We start from the raw sequence: 16,630 nt of genomic DNA, 5'->3' as shown, positions 1-16,630 counted from the left end.
TCGGCGTGCTGTTCCGGAGCTGGGCGCAGACCGCCGACGCGCACTGGCCGGACGTGGCCCGGGTACGCGACCACGTGGGGGTCGCGCACCTGGTCGTGACCCGGCACGCCCTGGTCCGTGAGGTGCTCACCGATCCGGCGACGTACCGGCCGGACAACGCGCTGGACGCGGTGACCCCGATCCCGGTGGTCGCGCTGCGGGTGCTGGCCGGGCACCGGTTCCGGCTGCCGCCGACCCTGGCGAACAACGGTGGCGCCAGCCACCCGGCGATCCGGGCGATCGTCGCCGACGCCCTGCACCCGACGCGGGTCGCCGCGCAGCGGCCCTGGCTCACCGACCTGGTCCGGGAGCGCGTCGGCGGGATCGCCGCCACCCTGGACGCCGGCGGGTCGGTGGACCTGTACGCCCGGCTCGCCGCCGACCTGCCGCTGCTGGTGCTGGCCCGGCTGGTCGAGCTGCCGGACGCGCCGGTCGGCGCGGTGAAGGAGTTCGCCCGCGCCGCGCTGGAACTGTTCTGGGCGCCCCTGGACGCCGAACGGCAGCAGGCCCTCGCCGCCGAGGTGGGCCGCTTCCACCGGGTGCTGCGCGAGTTCGCCGCGACCGGGGGCGGGCTGGCCGGGTCGCTGCGGGCCGCCGGGCACCCGCCCGACGTGGTGGTGGGCGCGCTGTTCTTCCTGCTGGTGGCCGGCCAGGAGACCACCTCGCAGTTCCTCACCCTGCTGCTGCACCGGCTGACCGGCGAGCCGGCCGTGCTGGCCGGCCTGCGCGACGGCACCGTCGCGGTCGCCGACGTCGTCGAGGAGGGGCTGCGGCTGGAGCCGCCGATCGTCACCTGGCGGCGGGTAGCGGCGGTGGACACCACGCTGGGCGGGACGGCGGTGCCGGCGGGCACCAGCATCGTGCTCTGGCTGGCCCGCGCCGGCCGCGACCCGGCCACCGTCGACGCGCCGGACGAGTTCCGACCCGGGCAGCGCGGCTCCCGCCGGCACCTGGCCTTCGGGGCCGGCGCGCACCGCTGCGTCGGCGACCAGTTGGCCCGGATGGAGGCGGCCGTGGTGGTCGCGGAGACCGCCCCGCTGCTGGACGGCGTCAGCGTGCTCCGCGAGCCGTGGTGCCCGGACAACCTGACCTTCCGGATGCCCGACGCGTTCGTCGTCCGCCGCCGCTGACCGGCCCACGGACGCCGTACCGCACCGGCCCGGGGGTGCCGTGCTCTCCGGGATGGCCCCGGTGGCCCGCCAACGGACACCCGGCTCGCCGAGCGGCACGCGGCCCGGTGCGCGGCACGCGGCCCGGTGATCAGGACGCCATGGACCTTTGCCGGCGGTTTTAAGGTCCATGGCGTCCTGATCACCACCGGCGAGGCGGCACCGGAGGGCTGTGTCGGCGGGCGGTGAGCAGGTCGCGGCGGCGGCCCGCGTGGGAGAGGTGGCGGCGGGACTCGACGAAAGTCAGTGGACGGTGGTGCCGTTCGGGCGCAGTCGGGGCGGGGGTTCCGGACCTAGCGTCGGCGCATGATCACATTACGTGGGTTGACGAAGCGGTTCGGGGGCACGACCGCCGTCGACGCCCTGACCGTCGACATCGGGCCCGGCCGGGTCACCGGCTTCCTCGGCCCGAACGGCGCCGGCAAGTCCACCACCATGCGGATGATCCTCGGGCTGGACCGGCCCACCGCCGGGCAGGCGCTCGTGCGCGGGCGGGCGTACCGGGAGCTGCGGCGCCCGCTGCGTGAGGTCGGCGCGCTGCTCGACGCCCGGGCCGTCCACCCCGCCCGCTCGGGTCGGGCGCACCTGCTCGCGATGGCCCGCAGCAACGGGATACCGGACCGCCGGGTGGACGAGGTGCTCGCCACCGTGGGGCTGGACGCCCGTGCCGCCGCCAAGCCCGGCCGCACCCTCTCCCTCGGCATGGGCCAGCGGCTCGGCATCGCCGGGGCGCTGCTCGGCGACCCGCCGGTGCTGATGTTCGACGAGCCGGTCAACGGCCTCGACCCGGACGGGGTGCGCTGGGTCCGGCAGCTGATGCGATCCCTGGCCGACGAGGGCCGGACGGTCTTCGTCTCCAGCCACCTGATGACCGAGATGCAGCTCACCGCCGACCGGCTGGTGGTGATCGGCCGGGGCCGCCTGCTCGCCGACGCCCCGATCGACGAGGTCATCGCCGGCAGCGCGGTGGCCGTGCGCGTACGCAGCCCGCAGCCGGCCGGCCTCGCCGCCCTCGCCGGGCGTCTCACCGCCGCCGGGGCCGCCGTCGAGCCGGCCGGCCCCGACGAGCTGACCGTCACGGGCGCCACCGTCGAGCGGATCGGCGACGTGGCGTACGAGCTGGGAGTGCGGCTGCACGAGCTCAGCCCACACGGGGCCTCCCTGGAACAGGCCTTCATGGAACTGACCGCCGACAGCGTCGAGTACGCCGGCACCCCGACCGTGAGCGAGGCACGATGAACACGATCTCCGCCGAGTGGACCAAGGTGTGGTCCGTGCGTTCCACCTGGTGGTCGCTGCTGGCCGGGGTGCTGCTGATGGCCGCCACCGCCGGTCAGCTGGCCATCTACGCCGCCAACGCGAACACCAACGACGACCCGGCCGACGACGCCGGGATCGTCACCGTCGGCAGCGTCGTGATCGGCTCGGTCGAGCTGACCCAGTACGCCGTGCTGGCGCTGGGCCTGCTCGTGATCACCAGCGAGTTCACCAGCGGCACGATCCGTACCACCCTGCAGTGCACGCCGTCGCGCGGCCGGGTACTGCTGGCCAAGGCCGTGGTGACCGCGGCGGTGACGTTCGCGCTCGGGCTGCTGCTCGGCGCGGTCGGCGCGCTGGTGGCGCGGCCGGTGCTCGGCCGCTGGGGCGCCGCGCCGGCGGGCGGCACCGTCGGCGACGTCCTGGCGGTGGCGACCTACCTGGCGCTGGTCGGCGTGCTGGCCCTCGGGCTCGGCGCGGCCCTGCGCAGCGCGGTGCTCACCCTGACCGTGCTCGTCGCCACGCTGATGATCGTCCCGCTGTCGTTGCAGGAACCGGACATCGCCGTGCTCAACCGGATCGCCGACGCCTTCCCGGGGGTCGCCGGCGGGCACTTCCTGGCCGGGGACACCGACCCGTACCCGGCACCGGTCGGGTTGCTCCTGCTCGCCGGCTGGGCCGGCGCCGCGCTGCTGCTGGGCCGCGCCGCGCTGCGCCGCCGCGACGCGTAAGCCGGGCGAACGCGCGAGACCGCCGGGACGTGCGAGGCGTCGGGGCGGGGCGGGTCAGCCGGTCGGCTCGACCAGCCCCGCCTCGTAGGCGAGGATCGCCGCCTGCACCCGGTTGCGCACCTCGAGCCGGGTGAAGACGCTCGTCAGGTAGCTCTTCACGGTGCCCTCGACCAGGTGCAGCCGGCGGGCGATCTCGGCGTTGGACAGGCCCGCCCCGACCAGCGCGAGCACCTCCCGCTCCCGCTCGGTCAGCCCCGCGAGCCGGTCCCGGGCCACCGGCCGGCGGGCCAGCCGGTCACCGCCCAGCTCGATGACCCGGCGGGCCACCCGCGGTGACAGGTACGCGCCGCCGTCGGCGACGGCGTGCACCCCGGCGATCAACTCGCGTGGGTCGCCGGCCTTGAGCAGGAATCCGCTCGCCCCGTGCCCGAGCGCCCGGGCGACGTGGTCGTCCTCGCCGAACGTGGTCAGCATGAGCGTCGCCGTCTCCGGCACGAGCCGGCGGATCTCGGCGGCGGCGGAGAGCCCGTCCAGCCTCGGCATCCGGATGTCCAGCAGCGCCACCCGGGGCCGGTGCGCCCGGACGAGTTCCACCGCGGCCCGGCCGTCCCCGGCCTCGGCCACCACCTCGATGCCCGGATCGGTGGCCAGGATGGCCCGGACACCGGCCCGGATCATCGCCTCGTCGTCGGCGAGGACGACCCGCACCGGGCCGGCCGTGTCGGCGTTCATCCGTCGATCCGCTCCTTGCTGACCAGCCGGCCCTCGACGAAGCAGAGCCGCCACGTCGGCTGGGCCAGGGGGAAGTTGCCGTCGGTGTAGTGCTCGCAGCCGGGACGCGCCGTCCCGGCGGGCGGGGCCGACTGCCGTCGGGGCAGCCCGGTCAGCTCGGCGCGCAGCGCGCCCACGGGCATCCGCGCGAAGGCCCCGTCGTCGAGGACCGTACCGGCGGTGGCGACCGGGTAGTAGACGAGGGAGAGGACCAGCGCGAGGCCCGCCGGGGCGCCGAGCGCCGTCAGCAGGCTGAGCCGGACCCGCCGGCGGGCGTCGCGCAGCCGCCGCTCGGCCTCGCCCGGCCGCTCCCCCGGTGCCTCACCGTCCGACGCGTCGGCGCCCGCACCTGGGGCGACCGGAAACCCCGGCCCGTCCGCCTCGCCCGCCTCGCCCGCCGACCAGCCGCCCGCCGGCCACCGGCCGCTGGCGGGGCCGGAGTCGCCTCCGCCCGACGGGAGGGCGTCGGCGCCCGCCCGGGCCGCCGCCGGCAGGCGGGCACGGACGGCGAAGCCGCCACCGTCCTGGTGACCGGTCGTCAGGACGCCGCCGGCGAGCCGGACCCGCTCGGCGAGGGCGAGCAGGCCGGAACCGGTGGACGGCGGGCCCGGCAGCGGCCCGGCCGGTGGCGCCGCGTTGACGACGGCCACCTCGACCCGGTCGCCGTCGCCGCGCAGGACGACGGTGACCGGCGCGCCGGGGGCGTAGCGGGCGGCGTTGGTCAGCGCCTCGCGGACCACCCGGTGCGCGGCGTGCGCGGCCATCGGCGGCAGCTGCGCCAGGGTGTCCGCGCCGTCCAGCCGCACCGCCATGCCCGCCTCCCGTGCCCCGTCGACCAGCTCGGTGACGCTCTCGTCGACCGGCCGGGTGGTCGCCGCCCCGTCCGGCTCCCGGAGCACCCCGATGATCCCGTGCAGCCGCTCGGTGGCGGCGGCGACACTGGCCCGCAGCTCCCCGGCGGCGGCCCGGTGCCGGGGCGCGAGGTCGTCGGCCACCTCCAGGGCGGCGGCGCGCAGGGCGATCAGACTCAGGTCGTGCCCGAGCGAGTCGTGCATCTCCTGGGCGATGCGGGCCCGTTCCCGCAGTCGGACCCGCTCCGCGGTGCCCCGCCGCTCGCGCTCCCGCGCCTCGGCGTGCCGGCGGCCGGCCTCGGTCAGGGCGGCCTGCTGCCGCCGGTACCGCCCGACGAGCCACGGGAACACCCCGGCGAAGAGCAGCACCGAGGCGAGCAGGAACCAGGTGGCCGCGCCGGTGCCGAGCAGCCCCAGGTTGAGCGCGGTGCCGCCGGCCGCGAGCGCGGCGAAGGCGACGGCGGCCGGGCGGGCGGTGGCGCTGCGGCGACCGGTCAGATAACTGAACACCGGGATCGCGAAGAGGAAGTTGCCGTCCAGCAACGACCCGAGCACCACCCCGACCAGGGCGACCACCGGCCAGCGCCGGCTCACCGCGACCGCCACCGCGAGCAGCAGCAGCGCGCCGGCCAGCCGGGCGGTGGCCGGCCCCGCGTGCGGCGGGGTGACAAGCGCGTACGCGATCGGGGCAGCGGTCGTCACCCACAGGAGCAGGTCGCCGAGCCGCCGCCGGACGACCTCCCGGGACCGCACCGCGCCGCCCACCCGGACGGACCACCAGTTCCCCACGGCGGTCAGGCTACCCACGCCCGACCTGCGCCGGCACCGACGAAAGTCAGGTGCTCAGCTGATCTCCTCGGCCCACGCGCGCCAGTCGTCGAGCACCCCGTACAGGGCGGGGGTGAGCCAGCCGGACGCGGACCGGCGGAAGACCCCCGGATCCATCGCCCCGGTCCCGGCCGGAAGGGCGCCCATCAGCCTCGGCACCAGGTCGGTCAGGTTGGCCCAGTGCACCAGCTCCGGCGCCGCCGGCCAGGCCCCGACCACCACGCCCGCCGGCACCCCCCGACGTTCCAGGGCCTCCAGCGTCAACGCGGTGTGGTTCAGGGTGCCCAGGCCGGCCCGGGTCACCACCACGGCCGGGCAGCCCAGCGCCACCGCCAGGTCCGCCACCGTCCAGGGCTTCCCCTCCGGCCACAGCCCCATCGGCACGAGCAGGCCGCCCGCGCCCTCGACGAGCACCAGGTCGTGCTTGTCGGCCTCCTCGCGGACCGCGTCGACGGCGGTGTCCAGCTCCAGCGGCGCCAACTGGGCGACCCGGGCCGCCGCCAGCGGGGCGAGCGGGTCGGGGAAGCTGGCCAGGGTCCGGCCGGTCAGCGGGGCGGCCAGCCGGTTGACCGCGTCGACGTCGCCCGGCTCGCCGCCGGCCGTACCCGTCTGGGCGGGCTTGACCACCGCGACCCGCAGGCCGGCCGCCTGCGCGGCGGCCGCGATCGCCGCGGTGACCACCGTCTTGCCGACGTCGGTGTCGGTGCCGGTCACCAGCACCGGCCCGCGCCACGGCCCGGTCATGTCCCCACCCCGGCTCACGGTGTCACCCTTGTTCGCGACTGCGGGGCTCGCAACCCCAGCTCACTCCTCGCGCTCACGGCGTCACCCTTGTTCGCGACTGCGGGGCTCGCAACCCCAGCTCACTCCTCGCGCTGACGGGTGCACACTCCACGATGGTCTCCAGTGCCCGCTCGAAGTCCGCTCGGGAGATGCCGGCGCCGATGGTCAGCCGCAGCCGGGACCGGTTGTCCGGCGTGGACGGAGGCCGGAAACAGCCGACGGCGACTCCCCGGTCGCGGCAGTCGGCCGCCCAGGCGCTCGCCGCCTCAGGGCCGGGAGCGGTGACCGAGACGACCGCGCCGTCGGGGGCGGAGACCGCCAGCCCGGCGACGCCCAGCCGGCGTACGACCAGGGAGGCCCGCTCGGCCAGTTCCGCGCGCAGGTCGTCGCCGGCGCGGGCCAGCCCGACGGCGGCGTGCACGCCCGCGGCCACGGCCGGAGGCAGCGCGGTGTCGAAGATGAAGGTCCGGCCGGTCTCGATCACGTGCCGGACGAACTCCGCCGGCCCGGCGACCACCCCGCCCGCGCCGCCGAGGGCCTTGGAGAGGGTGGCGGTGACGACCACGTCGGGCTGGCCGGCGAGGCCGGCGGCGGCGACGCCCCCGGCGCCCGCCGGGCCGGTCACCCCGAGGGCGTGCGCGTCGTCGACCAGCAGCAACGCGCCGTGCTCCCGGGCGACGGCGTGCAGCCGGGCCAGCGGGGCCAGGTCGCCGTCGACGGAGAAGACCGACTCGGTGACGACCACCGCCGGCCGGCCGGGCGCGGCGGCGAGCGCGGCGGCCACCGCCGCGACGTCGGCGTGCGGGGTCACCACCGTCTCGGCGCCCGAGATCCGGCAGCCGTCGATCAGGGAGGCGTGGTTGTGGGCGTCGGAGACGAGCAGCGTACGGGGCCGCACCAGCGCCCGGACCGCCCCGAGGTTCGCCAGGTAGCCGGAGGAGAAGACGAGGGCCCGTTCGGCGCCGAGCCAGTCGGCGAGGGTGTCCTCGAGCGCGTGGTGGGCGTCGGTGGAGCCCCGCACCAGCCGCGACCCGGTGGCCCCCAGCCCGTACGCCGACAGCGCCCGCGCCGCCGCGGCGGTGACCTGGGGGTGGGTGGCCAGGCCGAGGTAGTCGTTGCCGGCCAGGTCGACCACGGCGTCGCCGGCGGCCCGCGGTCGCAGCCGGCGGGTCAGCCCTGCCTTCGCGCGTAGTTCGGCGCGGCGGTCGAGCGCCGCCAGCCAGTCCGCCACCGTCACCCCCACGCCGCCCGGCCGGCCGTCGTCGGCCGATTCCGCCGGGCGAAATTACCACCCACGGCCCCGGGCCCGGCGTGTCCACCCCTGCGCCGGCGGCCCGACACGCGGGCCGTTTCTCCCGGCCAGGTGGCCTTGTAGGGTACGAGCCATGCCAGAGATCCTCGACCAGGCCCGAACCCAGGTGCTGGAGAACGGCGTCGGTCTCGACGAGGCCGGCGTCCTCGCCGTGCTGAACCTGCCCGACGAGCAGCTGCCCGCCGCCCTCCAGCTCGCCCACGAGGTGCGGATGCGGTGGTGCGGGCCCGAGGTGGAGGTCGAGGGGATCGTCTCGCTGAAGACCGGCGGGTGCCCGGAGGACTGCCACTTCTGCTCGCAGTCGGGCCTGTTCACCTCCCCGGTCCGGTCGGTCTGGCTGGACATTCCCTCGCTGGTCGAGGCGGCGAAGCAGACCGCGGCGACCGGGGCGACGGAGTTCTGCATCGTGGCGGCGGTGCGCGGCCCGGACGCCCGGCTGATGAAGCAGATGCGCGAGGGCGTCGCCGCGATCAAGGCCGAGGTCGACATCCAGGTGGCCGCGTCGCTGGGCATGCTCAGCAAGGAGCAGGTCGACGAGCTGGTCGACATGGGCGTGCACCGCTACAACCACAACCTGGAGACCTGCCGCTCCTACTTCCCCAACGTGGTCACCACGCACTCCTGGGAGGAGCGCTGGGAGACCCTGCGGATGGTCCGCGAGTCCGGCATGGAGGTCTGCTGCGGCGGCATCCTCGGCCTCGGCGAGACGGTGGAGCAGCGGGCCGAGTTCGCCGCGCAGCTCGCCGAGCTGGACCCGCACGAGGTCCCGCTGAACTTCCTCAACCCCCGCCCCGGCACCCCGCTGGGCGACCGGCCGGTGGTGGAGGGCAAGGACGCGCTGCGCGCCATCGCCGCCTTCCGGCTGGCCATGCCGCGCACCATCCTGCGGTACGCGGGCGGCCGGGAGATCACCCTCGGTGACCTGGGCACCCGCGACGGCCTGCTGGGCGGCATCAACGCGGTGATCGTCGGCAACTACCTGACCACGCTGGGCCGGCCGGCGACGGCCGACCTGGACCTGCTCGACGACCTGAAGATGCCGGTCAAGGCGCTCTCCGCGACGCTGTGAGCGCCCCGGTGACGACGAGCGACGCGGTGCCGGCGGCCGACAGGGCGTCGGCCGCCTGGTGCGACCGCTGCGGCGAGGCCGTGGCGGCCGGGTCGCACGACGGGTGCGCGGCGGCCCGGGTGCTGGAGCCGCCGCGCTTCTGCGCGCACTGCCGCCGGCGGATGAAGGTGCAGGTGCTGCCGGTCGGCTGGGCGGCCGTCTGCGTCGAGCACGGCGAGATCCGGGGCTGACGGCGATGCTGCGGGGCCGGGCGGTGACCCTGCGGCCGGCGACGGCCGCCGACGTGGCGGCGCTCGCCGCGATCCGGGCCACCCCGGAGGTCCGGCGCTGGTGGCGCGGCGGCGACGACCTGGTCGCCGCCGTCCGGGCCGACCTCGCCGACGAGGCCCTGACGGTGTACGCGATCGAACACGACGGCCGGGTGGTCGGCGCGATCCAGTGGTACGCCGAGGACGACCCCGACTACCGGCACGCCAGCATGGACGTCTTCCTCGACCCGGCGGTACGCGGCGCGGGGCTCGGCGGAGACGCGATCCGCACCCTGGTCCGGCACCTGATCGACGAGCACGGCCACCACCGGTTCACCATCGACCCGGCGGCGGCGAACACGGCGGCCGTCCGGGCGTACGCGAAGGTCGGCTTCCGTCCCGTCGGGGTGCTGCGCCGCTACGAACGCGGCGAGGACGGGCGCTGGCACGACGGGCTGCTGATGGACCTGCTCGCCGACGACCTGGCCGACTGAGCCGACCGGGTCGAGCCTCGTCAGCGGCCCGGCGGGGCGGGGCGGATCGTCCGCAGCCATCGTCGGCGCCGCCGCCAGAGCAGCACCGCCCCCAGCACGGCGGCGACGAGCAGGGCCGGCGGCACGGCCACGAACAGGATGACCGGCCGGGCCGGGAACGGGCGAGGGTCGGTCGCCGGAGCGCCGAAGCGGCCGGCCACCAGCAGGTCCCGCGCCACGTCCATCGCCCACACCTGACCGGGCGGGTCGAGCAGCGTCTCGACGTGACCGTCGGGGCGCAGGGCCACCAGTTGGACGTGCCCCGTCTCCCAGTAGCCGGTGTCGTTCCAGTCCGGGAGGTCGGTCGTGCTGGTGCCCGGCTCCGGCTCGTAGCGCAACGCCACCAGTTCGGTCCCACCGCGCCAGCCGAGCGCTCGCAGTGCCTGCCCGCGTACCGGAGGGAGCGCGGGGCCGGCGCCGTCGCGTCCGGTGGCGGCGTCGACGTACTCGACACGCCAGGTGCGGGCGGCCCGCTGGTCCGCGTCGCACCGGGTCAGGCAGCCGTCCAGGTGGAGCACGGCGACGGCTGAGCCGTCGGGGGTGAACGCGCCGATCCCGGCGAGCCGGCGTTCCGGCCCCAGCCGCCTGGACCAGGACGACTCCCCTTCGCGGTCGAGCATGACCAGTTCCTCGCCCGCGCTGACCACGATCCGTGAACCGTCCGGGGAGAAGGCGGCCAGCGAGCCGGTCCGCACGCTCCACCGGTCGCCGAGCCCCGGCCCGAGTTCCCTGGTCGCGCCGCTGGCCAGCTCCAGCAGCACCAGCCGGCTGGGCCGGCGGTCGTCCTCGGCGTCGTGGTCCACGGGTTCCGCCGAGTGGTGCAGGACGAGCAGTGCGCTGCCGTCGGGCGCCCAGGCCACCGGTGTGCCGCAGCAGGTGCCGCCGGCCCAGCCGGTGAAGACCCGGCGGCTGCCGTCGGTGAGGTCGGTGACGCCCACCCAGCCGTCGTTGGAATCGTCGGCGACGTACCGGCCGTCCGGGGAGAGCAGCACCTCCTCCCCCGCGACACTCTCCCGGCCGCCGTAGAGCAACATCCGGTACCGGCCGTCGCGGCCGAGGACCGCGACCTTGCCCTCGTGGTCGAGGCCGTCGACACCGCGCAGGCCGAGGCCGCCGCCGCTGAACAGCAGCGAGGCCGGCCCGGGCGGGTCCTGCTGCACGGTGGCCTGCCACATGTACGGCAGGCCGATCCGCTCCGGCACGCCGTCCGGGGCCGCCGCCGGCGTCGCCCACGGGCCCGGCGCCGTGAGCCCGGCCGGCACGCCGAGCGCGGAGGCCAGCACCGCCACCAGCGCCGCCCCCGCGGTACGCCAGCGGGCCCGCCGCCGCTGCCGCCGCCCGGTGGCCCACGGGTCGCCGGGCAGCCGGGCCGGCGGCATCCGCTCGCCCAGCTCACGCAGCGCGATACGCAACTCCTCGCTCATCGGTCCTCCCGGGTGGTGACGCCGACCAGGTCGGCCAGTTCGGGGGCGTGTGCCCGCAGCCGCGCCAGGGCGTCCCGCGTCTGGCTCTTGACGGTCGAGACCGAGCAGCCGAGTGCGTCAGCGGTCTCCGCCTCGGTGAGGTCCTCGAAGAAGCGCAGCACCAGCACGGCCCGTTGGCGTGGGGCGAGCCGGGCCAGTGCGGCACGGACCACCATCGCGCGGGCGACGCCAGCGGTCCCGTCGGGCATCGCCTGCTCCGGCGGGTCCGCGCGCAGGTCCACGTCCCGCCAGCGACGCCGCCAGAGCGAGACGTGCTGGGTGTACATGGTCCGCCGGACGTACGGCTCGGGGTCGCCGGCCGCGCTCACCCGCTCCCAGTGCCGAGCTACCCGGACCAACGTGAGCTGCACGAGATCCTCGGCCTGGTGCTGGTCACCGGTCAGCAGCCACGCCGCCCGGGACAGCGCCGCGATCCGCCCGGACACGTACGCCCGGAACGACTCCTCAGGGTCCACGCCCACCTCCTGACACGGAGCACGCCCGGCGGTGGCCGCGCGGGTGGGTCCGGCGGGGAGCTTTTCAGGCGTCCCAGATCAGGTCGCCGTCCGGCAGCTGGCGGGCGCCCTCGGCGGGGCGGTGCGGGGTGAGCCGGCCGTCCGGCATCAGGTGGGACACCGGCACGCCGCGCCCCAGCACGGCGACGTCGGCGATCAGCCGCCGGTGGCAGCGCCACCAGACGCTCTCGCTGCACATCACCGCCGTGGTCCGGGCCGCCGCGTCCGCCAGCACCGCCTCCAGCGCCGTCCGGAAGTCTGCGGTACGGGTGTACGCCGCGTACGCCCGGAAGGCGGCGACGGTCCACCAGGTGTCCGGCTCGTCGGTGCCGGCCGGGGTGTGCCGCCGGCCGCCGAGGCGCTGCTCCCAGCGGTAGTCCACGCCGGCCGCCAGCAGCCAGCGGGCCAGTTCCTCGCAGCGTACGTCGGGGTTGGTCCGGCTGGCCGGGAACCGCCGCACGTCCACGACGAGCGTGACCCCGGCGCCGGCCAGCAGCTCGCCCAGGCGCTCCCGGTCCGCCGCCCCGTGCCCCACCGTCAGCAACTCCACGAGGAGGGAATGCCCCGAATCGCGAGCGGTTACCGCCCGGGATCTCCGCGCGGGGCGGCGGGAGGCGCAGCCGGCGGCGAGGCTGCGACGGGTGTACCCCGACCTTCCGGCCGACGAGGCCGACGCGCTCGACTGGCTGGCGTTCGAGCAGGCCGGCGTCGTCACCACCGCCCAGGCGACCCGTTCGCTGACCGAGGGCACCGTACGCGGACGCGTGCGCTCCGGACGGTGGCGTGCGATCTGCCGGGGTGTCGTGCTGATGGGCAACGGCCGGCTGACCCGGGACCAGCAACTGTGGGTCGCCGTGCTCGCCGCGGGTTCCGGTGCTGTCCTGGCCGGTCCGACGGCTGCCGCCGAGGCGGGCGTACGCGGACTGCGGCGCGAGCCGCTGCACGTGCTCGTGCCGGCGCACCGGCGGGCGGGGCGCACCGTGCTGGGCCGGCCGCCGATCGACATGCCGGCGGTCGTCGTGCACCGCGCGTCGGTGCTGCCACCGGCGCATCTCCAGCTCGCCCGACCGCCGCGGACCACCACGGCCCGGGCACTGGTGGACGCGGCCGGCTGGGCCCGCACCGTCGACCAGGCGCAGGCGGCGCTGGCGGCCGGCTGTCAGCAGCGACGGGTCACGCCGGCGGAGTTGTCGGCGGTGCTGGACGCGCTGCCCCGGGCCCGTCGGCGGGGGTTGATCCGGCAGACCGTGGCCGACATCGCCGGTGGCGCGGAGGCGCTCTCGGAGATCGACTTCGTCCGGCTCTGCCGCCGCCACGGCCTGCCCGCGCCTCACCTCCAGCAGCGGCGCGCCGACGCCTCCGGGCGGACGCGGTGGCTCGACGCGTACTGGCGGGAGTGGGGGTCGCACGTCGAGATCGACGGCGCGCACCACATGGACGTCCGGCACTGGGCGGCCGACATGCGTCGCCAGAACGACGTCTGGACCTCGGGGGACCGCATCCTCCGCTTCCCGGCGTGGCTGATCCGCGCCCGCCCCACCGAGGTGGCCGACTCCCTCCGCCGCGCCCTGACGGCCGCCGGCTGGCGCCCCGAGGGATGAATCTTGGACAGTTGCCGTTCCGCGAGAACGGCGACTGTCCAAGATTCCGGCTGGCGCGGACGGTGACGTCCGCCGGTGGCGCGGACGGTGACGTCCGCGCCCGCCGGGAGCGCGGACGGCGATGCGTCCGCGCCAGCCCGCCGGTGGCGCGGACAGCGCCACCGGGGATCAGGCTAGGAGACGGTGCAGGGGGTGCCGTTGAGGGTGAACGCGGCGGGCTTGGGGTTCGATCCGGTGTGGGTGCCGTTGAAGCCGAAGCTGGTCGACGCGCCCGGCGCGAGCCGGCCGTTGTAGGAGAGGCTGGTGGCGGTGACCGCGGCGCCGGTCTGGGTCCACGTCGCCGACCAGCCCTGGCCGACCTTCTGGCCGGCGTGGGGGAAGGTGAAGGCGAGCGTCCAGCCGTCGATCGCGGTGGTGCCCGTGTTGGTGAGGGTGACGTTCGCGGTGAAGCCGCTGTCCCAGCCGCTGGTCGTCCAGGTCACGGCGCAGCCGCCGGACGCGGGCGGGTCGGCGGTGGTGACGGCGACCGGCGCGGACGCCGCCGAGGCGTTGCCGGCCGCGTCCACCGCCACCACGTGGAACTGGTACGCGGTCGCGGCGGTCAGCCCGGTCACCGCCAGCGTGGTGCCGGTGGGCGAGCCGACCAGCGTGTCCCCGCCGGCGGCCGACCGGTAGACGCGGTAGCCGGTGACGGCGACGTTGTCGGTGGACGCGGCCCAGCTCAGGGTGAGCCCGGTGGCGGTGACCGCCGAGGCGGTCGGGGTGCCGGGTCGGGTCGGCGCGACGGTGTCGGGTGCCGGGGCGGCCGGCGTGGTCACCTCGGCCACGGGCGAGGCGGTCGACCGGTTGCCGGCGCCGTCGCGGGCCCGCACCGTGAAGCGGTACGTCCGCTCGGGCAGCAGCCGGGTCACGGCCAGGGTGTTGGTGGCCGAGTTGAGCAGGACGAGCGCGTCGCTACCCACCTGCGCCTGGGTGACCTCGTAGCCGGCCAGCCCGCTGCCGCCGGCGTCGGTGGACGCGGGCCAGGTGAGGGTCAGCCCGGTCGCGGTGACGGCCGAGGCGACGGGGGTGCCGGGGGTGGTCGGCGCGGTGGTGTCCGGGGTGGCCGGGCCGGGCTCCTCGCCCCAGATCCGGGTGGCGCCGGAGTAGAGGGTGACCTTCCGGTTCGGTCCCGCCGTCGCCTGGTACGACGGGTCGTTCGTCGGGTCCCAGGTGCCGCCCTCGGGCACGCCGATCTTGAACTGCACCTCCATCCGGTGCTGCGACTGCCCGGCGGGCGCGATGGTGTGCCCGGTGCAGTCCACCTCGACGTACCAGATGTCGCCGGAGAACTGCCTGGCCGTGGCCGGCGACGGGCAGCCCTGGGTGTAGCCGGGGGTGACCGTGACGGGGCCGGTGCCGTCGGGGCGGAAGTAGTAGCGGAACTTGCCGTCGGTCAGGGCGCGGGCCGGGAAGGCGGACTTGTTGTAGACGATGGCCTTGAGGCCGGTGGCGCGCGGCTCGGCCTGCATCACCGTGGTCTCCACGGTCAGCTCGTCGATGTCCGGCGTCTCGGCGCGGGGGAAGCCGGCGAGCGGGGTGCCGCCGTACTCCTGGGCGAGCCGGGCCAGCGCGGAGCTGAAGCCGGCGTTGTAGTCGGTGGCGACCTCGTTCATCACGTAGTCCGACCGGTTGTCGGTGTACGCGTCGTTGGCCGCCGACGGGCCGCCGACCAGCGCGCCGTAGAGGGTGTGCCGGGTCTCGACGGGCACCGTCTGGCTGTCCCACCAGGAGCCGTGCGCGGTGCGGTGGTGCGGGTTCTTCGGGGAGTTGGCGCCGAAACCGATGACGTAGCTGGAGGCGCGCGGGTTGTCGCCGAGGGCGTAGTTGATCTGCCGGACGGCGAAGTCCTTGTAGCGGGCCTTGCGGGTGGCGTCGGTGGTCTTGTCGCTGTAGACGAGGGCCGCGAAGGACGTGTTCGCCGCGTAGCGCAGCGCGCCCCACGAGTCGAGCACGGCCATCCCGCCGGGCGAGTACGGCACCCGCTGCCCGTTGACGCCGACGGTCCAGTAGTCGAGCCAGCGGTTGGCGTCGTCGACGTACTTCTGCTTGCCGGTCAGGTTGGCCAGCAGCACGTACGCTCCGAACTGCTTGTTGTCCCAGGCGATGGTCCACTTGTAGGAGCGGGTGGTGCTCTGGTTCTCGGTGCCGAGCTTGTCGTACTCGCTCTCGGCCTTGGCGAGGTAGGCGGCCTCGCCGGTGGCCCGGTGCAGCCAGATCGCGGACCAGACCAGCTCGTCCTGCCAGCCGCTCCAGGAGCGGTAGAAGCTGGTCGCGTCGGTGATGCACTCGTGGTAGCTCTTGCGCACCGTGTCGGCGAACGTGTGGAGCTGCCTGGCGTGCCCGAGCAGCTTGTCGGCGTAGGCGGCGTCGGTGGGCCGGAAGACCATCGACGCCGCGGCCATCGCCGCCGCCGTCTCCCCCGCCAGGTCCGCGCCGCCGCAGCTCGCGTCGATCTTGTACGCGGGCCGCGCCATCTGCATCACCTCGGCCGGGCCCCACCACTTGTGGTCGTCGTCGCCCTTGCCGACCTGTCCGTAGAGCACGTTGGGCGCCGGGTGCGCCTTGATGAAGTAGTCGTTGACGAAGCGCAGGTTGTTGAGCAGGTGCGGCAGCTGGCCGGAGGCGACGTAGCCGGCGCGGTACTCGACGGCGCCCCAGGCGAGCATGGTGGCGCTGAACGCCATCGGGAAGCCGAACTTGACGTGGTCGCCGGCGTCGTACCAGCCGCCGGTGAGGTCGCGCCCGACGTCGGCGCCGTCGGTGAGCGCGGAGTCACCGCGCCAGGAGACCCGGTTCCAGTCCGGCAGCGGGCCGGACTGCTGCGCCTCGTAGAAGTAGAGCGACTTCTGCAACGCCTCGGCGTAGTTGAAGGCGGCGGCGGGCGCCGCGGCGGCGAGGGGCGCGGTCCGCGTGGCGCCCCCGGCGGCGGGCGTCGCGGCGGAGGCGGGCGCCGGGGCGGTGACGGCGAGGGCGAGGCCGGCGGCGAGGGCGAGGCCGGCGGCCAGCAGGCGGGGCAGCCAGGGCTGCTCGCCCGGCCGGCGCGGACGTCTCGGGTGACGCATGACGGGCTCCTGTCGGTGGCGTCGCCGGCGGCACCTGGGACGGCGCGCGGAATGGTGGTCGGGGCGTGCCGGCGAGGATGGTGGGGGTGCGGCCACGGGCCCGGGAGCGCTCCCATGGATGACCGACAATGTAATGCGACGGTCGCCGGTTTGTGAAGACGCCTGCGGGGCGCCCGCAGAGCGCCCGCGCAGGGGGGCTGACGGGAAAGCCCTTACCTGCACACCGGACGTACGTCACACCATCGAGATACATGGATCGAATTACGGCGTACGGGCAGGTCATCGCCGGGACGGGTGGGCGAATAAGCGCGTCGCGGCCGGGCGGGCGACGGGCCGGGCGTTCCGGCATACGAACG

General features: G+C 75.8%; 15 protein-coding genes. 7 read left to right on the top strand and 8 right to left on the bottom strand.

Annotated elements, in window-relative coordinates; genetic code table 11:
* The first annotated feature begins 5 nt into the window (after nucleotides 1-5).
* From ACLQ20_RS26890 to ACLQ20_RS26880, 3 genes are all read left to right on the top strand, one after another.
* Complete coding sequence (locus ACLQ20_RS26890; RefSeq protein WP_425857997.1) at nucleotides 6-1,169, top strand: cytochrome P450; 1,164 nt, start codon at nucleotides 6-8, stop codon at nucleotides 1,167-1,169.
* Nucleotides 1,170-1,514: 345 nt separating this feature from the next.
* On the top strand, nucleotides 1,515-2,447 hold the full coding sequence (locus tag ACLQ20_RS26885; protein WP_357580452.1) for an ATP-binding cassette domain-containing protein: 933 nt from the start codon (nucleotides 1,515-1,517) through the stop codon (nucleotides 2,445-2,447).
* Entirely contained in the window at nucleotides 2,444-3,196 is a 753-nt protein-coding gene (locus ACLQ20_RS26880) for an ABC transporter permease subunit (RefSeq protein ID WP_425857996.1), read from the top strand. Before ACLQ20_RS26885 ends, ACLQ20_RS26880 begins: the two co-directional genes overlap by 4 nt.
* A gap of 54 nt (nucleotides 3,197-3,250) precedes the next feature.
* Here ACLQ20_RS26880 and ACLQ20_RS26875 read toward each other — a convergent pair whose 3' ends face one another.
* From ACLQ20_RS26875 to ACLQ20_RS26860, 4 genes are all read right to left on the bottom strand, one after another.
* Complete coding sequence (locus ACLQ20_RS26875) at nucleotides 3,251-3,928, bottom strand: response regulator transcription factor (protein WP_358116836.1); 678 nt, start codon at nucleotides 3,926-3,928, stop codon at nucleotides 3,251-3,253.
* On the bottom strand, nucleotides 3,925-5,607 hold the full coding sequence (locus ACLQ20_RS26870; RefSeq protein WP_425857995.1) for a sensor histidine kinase: 1,683 nt from the start codon (nucleotides 5,605-5,607) through the stop codon (nucleotides 3,925-3,927). Before ACLQ20_RS26870 ends, ACLQ20_RS26875 begins: the two co-directional genes overlap by 4 nt.
* A gap of 54 nt (nucleotides 5,608-5,661) precedes the next feature.
* Complete coding sequence (gene bioD, locus ACLQ20_RS26865) at nucleotides 5,662-6,390, bottom strand: dethiobiotin synthase (protein ID WP_151456282.1); 729 nt, start codon at nucleotides 6,388-6,390, stop codon at nucleotides 5,662-5,664.
* A gap of 73 nt (nucleotides 6,391-6,463) precedes the next feature.
* A complete protein-coding gene (locus tag ACLQ20_RS26860; protein WP_425857994.1) occupies nucleotides 6,464-7,660 on the bottom strand; it encodes an 8-amino-7-oxononanoate synthase in 1,197 nt (398 codons plus the stop codon).
* Between the two features lie 154 nt (nucleotides 7,661-7,814).
* Here ACLQ20_RS26860 and bioB point away from each other — a divergent pair, with 154 nt between their 5' ends.
* From bioB to ACLQ20_RS26845, 3 genes are read left to right on the top strand one after another with little or no spacing between them, the layout of a single operon-like run.
* Nucleotides 7,815-8,810 (top strand): biotin synthase BioB, encoded by a 996-nt coding sequence (gene bioB / locus ACLQ20_RS26855; protein WP_151456275.1) that lies wholly within the window; start codon nucleotides 7,815-7,817, stop codon nucleotides 8,808-8,810.
* An 8-nt stretch (nucleotides 8,811-8,818) separates the two neighbouring features.
* Nucleotides 8,819-9,040 (top strand): hypothetical protein, encoded by a 222-nt coding sequence (locus ACLQ20_RS26850; protein ID WP_151456276.1) that lies wholly within the window; start codon nucleotides 8,819-8,821, stop codon nucleotides 9,038-9,040.
* Nucleotides 9,041-9,045: 5 nt separating this feature from the next.
* Complete coding sequence (locus ACLQ20_RS26845; protein ID WP_151456277.1) at nucleotides 9,046-9,552, top strand: GNAT family N-acetyltransferase; 507 nt, start codon at nucleotides 9,046-9,048, stop codon at nucleotides 9,550-9,552.
* Between the two features lie 20 nt (nucleotides 9,553-9,572).
* On the opposite strand, the gene ACLQ20_RS26840 is transcribed toward ACLQ20_RS26845, so the two are convergent.
* From ACLQ20_RS26840 to ACLQ20_RS26830, 3 genes are all read right to left on the bottom strand, one after another.
* Nucleotides 9,573-11,015, bottom strand: a complete 1,443-nt coding sequence (locus ACLQ20_RS26840; protein ID WP_151456278.1) for a hypothetical protein — start codon at nucleotides 11,013-11,015, stop codon at nucleotides 9,573-9,575.
* Entirely contained in the window at nucleotides 11,012-11,530 is a 519-nt protein-coding gene (locus tag ACLQ20_RS26835) for a SigE family RNA polymerase sigma factor (protein WP_151456279.1), read from the bottom strand. The genes ACLQ20_RS26840 and ACLQ20_RS26835 overlap by 4 nt, the downstream gene beginning before the upstream one ends.
* A gap of 64 nt (nucleotides 11,531-11,594) precedes the next feature.
* On the bottom strand, nucleotides 11,595-12,119 hold the full coding sequence (locus tag ACLQ20_RS26830) for a DUF488 family protein (RefSeq protein ID WP_151456280.1): 525 nt from the start codon (nucleotides 12,117-12,119) through the stop codon (nucleotides 11,595-11,597).
* 91 nt (nucleotides 12,120-12,210) lie between these two features.
* Here ACLQ20_RS26830 and ACLQ20_RS26825 point away from each other — a divergent pair, with 91 nt between their 5' ends.
* Nucleotides 12,211-13,170, top strand: a complete 960-nt coding sequence (locus tag ACLQ20_RS26825; protein ID WP_425857993.1) for a hypothetical protein — start codon at nucleotides 12,211-12,213, stop codon at nucleotides 13,168-13,170.
* A gap of 173 nt (nucleotides 13,171-13,343) precedes the next feature.
* On the opposite strand, the gene ACLQ20_RS26820 is transcribed toward ACLQ20_RS26825, so the two are convergent.
* The gene (locus tag ACLQ20_RS26820; protein ID WP_425857992.1) at nucleotides 13,344-16,274 is read right to left on the bottom strand and encodes a glycoside hydrolase family 9 protein; all 2,931 of its coding nucleotides are present in this window, start codon (nucleotides 16,272-16,274) and stop codon (nucleotides 13,344-13,346) included.
* Nucleotides 16,275-16,630: the final 356 nt, after the last annotated feature.

The sequence above is a fragment of the Micromonospora sp. DT46 genome (assembly GCF_049841735.1).
GTDB lineage: Bacteria > Actinomycetota > Actinomycetes > Mycobacteriales > Micromonosporaceae > Micromonospora > Micromonospora reichwaldensis.
This window is presented reverse-complemented; position numbering and strand designations above follow the sequence as displayed.